At 71.9% G+C, this 5,113-nt stretch carries 4 protein-coding genes; 3 read left to right on the top strand and 1 reads right to left on the bottom strand.

Annotated features, from left to right (window positions below; genetic code table 11):
* Window positions 1-24: 24 nt before the first annotated feature.
* Both E1212_RS28880 and E1212_RS28875 read left to right on the top strand, forming a co-directional pair.
* Entirely contained in the window at window positions 25-1,017 is a 993-nt protein-coding gene (locus tag E1212_RS28880) for a GNAT family N-acetyltransferase (RefSeq protein WP_131988966.1), read from the top strand.
* A 20-nt stretch (window positions 1,018-1,037) separates the two neighbouring features.
* On the top strand, window positions 1,038-2,033 hold the full coding sequence (locus E1212_RS28875) for a GNAT family N-acetyltransferase (protein ID WP_162605677.1): 996 nt from the start codon (window positions 1,038-1,040) through the stop codon (window positions 2,031-2,033).
* 13 nt (window positions 2,034-2,046) lie between these two features.
* Here E1212_RS28875 and coaA read toward each other — a convergent pair whose 3' ends face one another.
* Window positions 2,047-2,994 carry a type I pantothenate kinase gene (gene coaA, locus E1212_RS28870; protein WP_238992529.1) on the bottom strand — a complete coding sequence of 316 codons (948 nt, stop codon included), beginning with the start codon at window positions 2,992-2,994 and terminating at the stop codon, window positions 2,047-2,049.
* 72 nt (window positions 2,995-3,066) lie between these two features.
* Here coaA and glmS point away from each other — a divergent pair, with 72 nt between their 5' ends.
* On the top strand, window positions 3,067-4,914 hold the full coding sequence (gene glmS / locus E1212_RS28865; protein ID WP_131988960.1) for a glutamine--fructose-6-phosphate transaminase (isomerizing): 1,848 nt from the start codon (window positions 3,067-3,069) through the stop codon (window positions 4,912-4,914).
* Window positions 4,915-5,113 lie beyond the last annotated feature (199 nt).

The raw sequence follows: 5,113 nt of genomic DNA, 5'->3' as shown, positions 1-5,113 counted from the left end.
GGGTTCGCGGGTGACGGTGGGGGCGTGCAGATCCGACCGATCCACGCGACCGACGACGCCTTCGCCGACTGGTACGACGTCCACCTGAGCGCGCGGCTGGCCGACCATCCCACTGGCCCGCAGTGGCTCGAGCACGAGCTGAAGGTCGTCTACGAAGGCAGCGAGCACCACGGCGCCCGGCTCTGGCTGGCCGAGGACCACGGCAAGGCCGTCGGCGCGGCCGTGCTGGGCTTGCCGCTGCGCGACAATCTCACGCTGGCCGAGCCCGAGGTGTTCGTCCGGCCCGAGGAGTCGCGCCGGGGCATCGGCAGCGCGCTGCTGGCCACGCTCGACGAGGCCTCGAAGGCCGAGGGCCGCAGCAGCCAGCTCCTCTATCTCGAGGGTCCCACCGGCACCGACCACACGTCGGGCACGGCGTTCGCCGAGAAGCACGGCTTCACCCGGCGCATCACCGAGATCAGCCGGGTGCAGCGGCCGCCGTTCGACCTCGACGGCATCGCGGCGGCCGAGGAGGCCGCGCGGCCGCACGCGGCCGGCTACCGCATCGTCACCTGGCGCGACCGAGCGCCCGACGACCTCGTCGACGAGTACGCCCGGCTCGAGCAGCGCATGAGCACCGACGCGCCGCTGGGCGAGCTGAACTACGAGGAAGAGGCGTGGGACGCTCCCCGCATCCGTTCCTCGGAGCAGCGCCGCGAGCGGATGCGCCGCGGCACCTGGGTCGCGGCGGCGGTCGGACCCGACGGCAGCATGGCCGGCGTCACCGAGATCGCGCTGTCGCACGACAGCGACGACCATGGCTTCCAGGACGCCACCATCGTCGACCCGCGGCACCGGGGCCACCGGCTCGGCCTACTGCTCAAGGCGGCCAACCTGCGCCGGCTGCTGGCCGACCGCCCGGGCCTGCAGTCGGTGTGGACCTGGAACGCCGACTCCAACGCGCACATGATCGCGATCAACGAGACGCTCGGCTACCGTGTCGCAGGATGGTCCGCGGGCTATCAGCGGAGCCTCTGACCCCGACGCGGAGACGGCCCATGAAGATCCGTCAGCTCGACGGCACCGGCGACGCCGCCTACCCGGCCTGGTTCGCCGCCCGCGACGCCGGCTACGCCCACGACTTCCCGGGCGGGCCCCGCTGGCTCGAACACGAGCTGCAGGTCTACTACGAGCGTTCCGACGCCTTCGACGTCGCGCTCTGGCTGGCCGAGGACGACGGCGCGGTCGTCGGCGCCGCGGCGGTCGCGATGCCGCTGAAGGACAACCCGACACTCGGCGAGGTCGACATCGCGGTCCGGCCCGAGGCGCGCCGGCGCGGCGTCGGCACCGCGCTGCTGCGTACGGTCGAGGACGAGGCGGTCCTGCGCGGCCGCACCCGGTTCATGGTCGACGTCGAGGGGCCGCTGGGCCCGCACGACTCTGCCGGCACCCGGTTCGCCGAGAAGCACGGCTACACCCGCCGCATCGTCGAGGTGCTGCGGGTGCAGCGGCCGCCGTTCGACCTCGACGGCCTGGCCCGGCTCGAGCGCGAGGCCGACGCGCACGCCGCCGACTACCGCGTCCTCACCTGGCGCGACCGCGTCCCTGACGAGTACGTCGCCGAGTACGCCCGCATGACGGCGCGCCTGAGCACCGACGCGCCGCTCGGGCAGCTCGACTACGAGCAGGAGACCTGGGACGCCGGGCGCATCCGGCTGCGCGAGGACCGGCTGGCCCGCATGCGCCGCCACGTCTGGTGCGCCGTCGCCGTCGCGCCCGACGGCACCATCGCCGGCCAGACCGCCATCGTCCTGGCCGCCGGCGACGACAGCACCGGCCTGCAGGAGGAGACCATCGTCGACCCCCGGCACCGCGGGCACCGGCTGGGCCTGCTGCTGAAGATCGCCAACCTGCGCACGCTGCTGCGCGACCGGCCCGGAGTGCGGACCATCTGGACCTGGAACGCCGACACCAACACGTACATGATCGCCGTCAACGAGAAGCTCGGCTACGTGCCCGCCGGCTGGCTGGTCGGCTACCAGCGCGACGTCTGACCTGGGGCGACGGCTAGATCTTGCGCAGCCGGATCCGCTGCACCGAATGGTCCGGGCCCTTCGTCAGCGTCAGCGTGGCCCGCCCGCGCGTCGGCCGGATGTTCTGTGCGAGGTTGGGACCGTTGATGGTGTCCCACAGCTGCTCGGCCTGCGTCACGGCGGCGTCGTGGTCGAGCTCGCCGTAGCGGCGGAAGTACGACTCGGGCCGCTGGAACGCCGTCTCGCGCAGCCGCAGGAACCGCTCGACGTACCAGCGGCGGACGTCCTTCGGCGAGGCGTCGACGTACAGCGAGAAGTCGAAGAAGTCGCTGACGGCGAGCCCGGAGACGCCGTCGGGGCGCGGGCGGGCCGGCTGCAGGACGTTGAGCCCCTCGATGAGCAGGATGTCGGGCTGCTCGACGGTGGTCCGCTCGCCCTCGATGATGTCGTAGGTCAGGTGCGAGTAGACCGGCGCCGTCACGACCGGCTCGCCGGACTTCACCGCCGACACGAACCGCAGCAGCGCCCGCCGGTCGTAGGACTCGGGGAAGCCCTTGCGCTGCATGAGACCCCGTCGCCGCAGCTCGGCGTTGGGCAGCAGGAACCCGTCGGTCGTGACCAACGCCACGCGCGGGTGCTCGGCCCACCGCGCCAGCAGCACCCGCAGCAGGCGCGCCGTCGTCGACTTCCCGACGGCGACCGATCCGGCGATGCCGATGACGAACGGGGTGCGCTCGGCGAAGCCGCCGAGGAACGTCGTGGTGGCCTCGTGCAGCCGCGCGGTGGCCCGGAAGCGCAGGTTGAGCAGGCGCGACAGAGGCAGGTAGACGTCGCGCACCTCGTCGAGGTCGACGGCGTCGCCGAGCCCACGCAGCTCGTCGAGCTCGGCCGCCGTCAGCGACAGCGGCGTCTCGTCCCGCAACCGCGCCCAGTCGGCACGGGACAGGTCGACGAACGGCGAGGAGTCGTGGACAACAGTCATGATGGCCTTCATTGTGGCCGACTTGTCCCGGCGATGCGCCATCCGGGGCCGAGTGCGGTTACAGTGACCGCCGTGTGTGGGATCGTGGGTTACACAGGACATCGCGAAGCTCTCGACGTGGTCGTCGAGGGATTGCGGCGGCTCGAGTACCGCGGCTACGACTCCGCGGGCGTGGCCATCGTCGCTGACGGCGCACTGGCCTCGGCCAAGCGGGCCGGCAAGCTGGTGAACCTCGAGAAGGCCCTCGAGGAGCGGCCGCTGCCGTCGTCGGGCACGGGCCTCGGGCACACCCGCTGGGCCACCCACGGCTCGCCCACCGACCGCAACGCCCACCCGCACCTCGACGAGTCCGGCCGGGTCGCCGTCATCCACAACGGCATCATCGAGAACTTCGCCCGGTTGCGCACCGAGCTCGAGGAGTCCGGCGTCCGGTTCGCCTCCGAGACCGACACCGAGGTCGTCGCGCACCTGCTGGCCGCCGAGGTCGCCGCGGGCTCCGATCTGGCCGACGCCATGCGCGCGGTCTGCCGCCGGCTCGACGGCGCCTTCACGCTGCTCGCCGTGCACGCCGACGCCCCCGACCGCGTCGTCGCCGCCCGCCGCAACTCCCCGCTCGTCATCGGCGTCGGCGAAGGCGAGAACTTCCTCGCCTCCGACGTCTCCGCCTTCATCGCGCACACCCGCGAGGCGCTCGAGATCGGCGACGGCCAGATCGTCGAGATCACGCCCGACGACGTCACCCTCACCGACTTCGACGGCAACGCCGTCGAGGAGAAGCGGTTCCACGTCGACTGGGACGCCTCGGCCGCCGAGAAGGACGGCTACGACTACTTCATGCTCAAAGAGATCGCCGAGCAGCCCAAGGCGGTCGCCAACACCCTGCTCGGCCGCATCGGCAAGGACGGCCTGCTCTCCCTCGACGAGATGCGCCTCTCCGACGACGAGCTGCGCGAGGTCGACAAGGTCGTCGTCGTCGCCTGCGGCACCGCCTACCACGCCGGCATGGTCGCCAAATACGCCATCGAGCACTGGACCCGGCTCCCCTGCGAGGTCGAGCTGGCCAGCGAGTTCCGCTACCGCGACCCCGTCGTCGACCGGCAGACCCTGGTCATCGCGATCAGCCAGTCCGGCGAGACCATGGACACCCTCATGGCGCTGCGCTACGCCCGCGAGCAGGGCGCCCGGGTGCTCGCCATCTGCAACACCAACGGCGCCACCATCCCGCGCGAGTCCGACGCCGTCCTCTACACCCACGCCGGTCCCGAGGTCGCCGTCGCGTCCACCAAGGCGTTCCTCACGCAGATGATCGCCTGCTTCCTGGTCGGCCTCTACCTCGGCCAGGTCCGCGGCACCAAATGGGGCGACGAGATCCGCTCCGTCGTGCGCGACCTCTCCGACCTGCCCGCCAAGGTCGACCTCGTCCTCGAGACCATGGAGCCGGTGCGCGAACTGGCCCGCAACCTCGCCTCGGCGACGTCGGTGCTGTTCCTCGGCCGCCACGTCGGCTACCCCGTGGCGCTGGAGGGCGCGCTCAAGCTCAAGGAGCTCGCCTACATGCACGCCGAGGGCTTCGCCGCCGGCGAGCTCAAGCACGGCCCCATCGCGCTGGTCGAAGAGGGCATGCCGATCGTCGTCGTCGTGCCGTCCCCGCGGGGTCGCTCGGTCCTGCACGACAAGATCGTCAGCAACATCCAAGAGGTCCGCGCCCGCGGCGCCCGCACCATCGTCATCGCCGAAGAGGGCGACGACGACGTCGTGCCGTACGCCGACCACCTCATCCGCGTGCCCGAATGCCCGGTGCTGCTGCAGCCCGTGGTGTCGACGGTGCCGCTGCAGGTGTTCGCCTGCGAAATGGCGAGTGCGCGTGGTTTCGACGTCGACCAGCCGCGGAATCTCGCGAAGTCGGTCACCGTCGAGTAGTGCTGGTCGGGTTGGGGCGGCCGGGGCGAGCGGGATGCTGCGCCGGCTCCGCTTCGCGGCGGTGAAGCATGCGCGTGCGCTCTTGACGTCGGCGGCTCCGCATCCCGCTCGCCCCGGCCGCGGGGCAGTCGGCTCTCGTCGTCGGCTCGCGGTGGGCTGGTCGAGGCCGAAACCGCGCTGGGTGGGTGATGTGGTGGCG

This window comes from Jiangella ureilytica (genome assembly GCF_004348545.1).
Classification (GTDB): Bacteria; Actinomycetota; Actinomycetes; order Jiangellales; family Jiangellaceae; genus Jiangella; species Jiangella ureilytica.
Note: the sequence above shows the minus strand (reverse complement) of the source record. Positions and strands in the feature narration are given on the sequence as shown.

Bases quoted from the DNA above. Each gene is read 5' to 3' on its own strand.
- E1212_RS28875 (WP_162605677.1), top strand. From the start codon at position 1,038: ATGAAGATCCGTCAGCTCGACGGCACCGGCGACGCCGCCTACCCGGCC.
- coaA (WP_238992529.1), bottom strand. From the start codon at position 2,994: ATGACTGTTGTCCACGACTCCTCGCCGTTCGTCGACCTGTCCCGTGCC.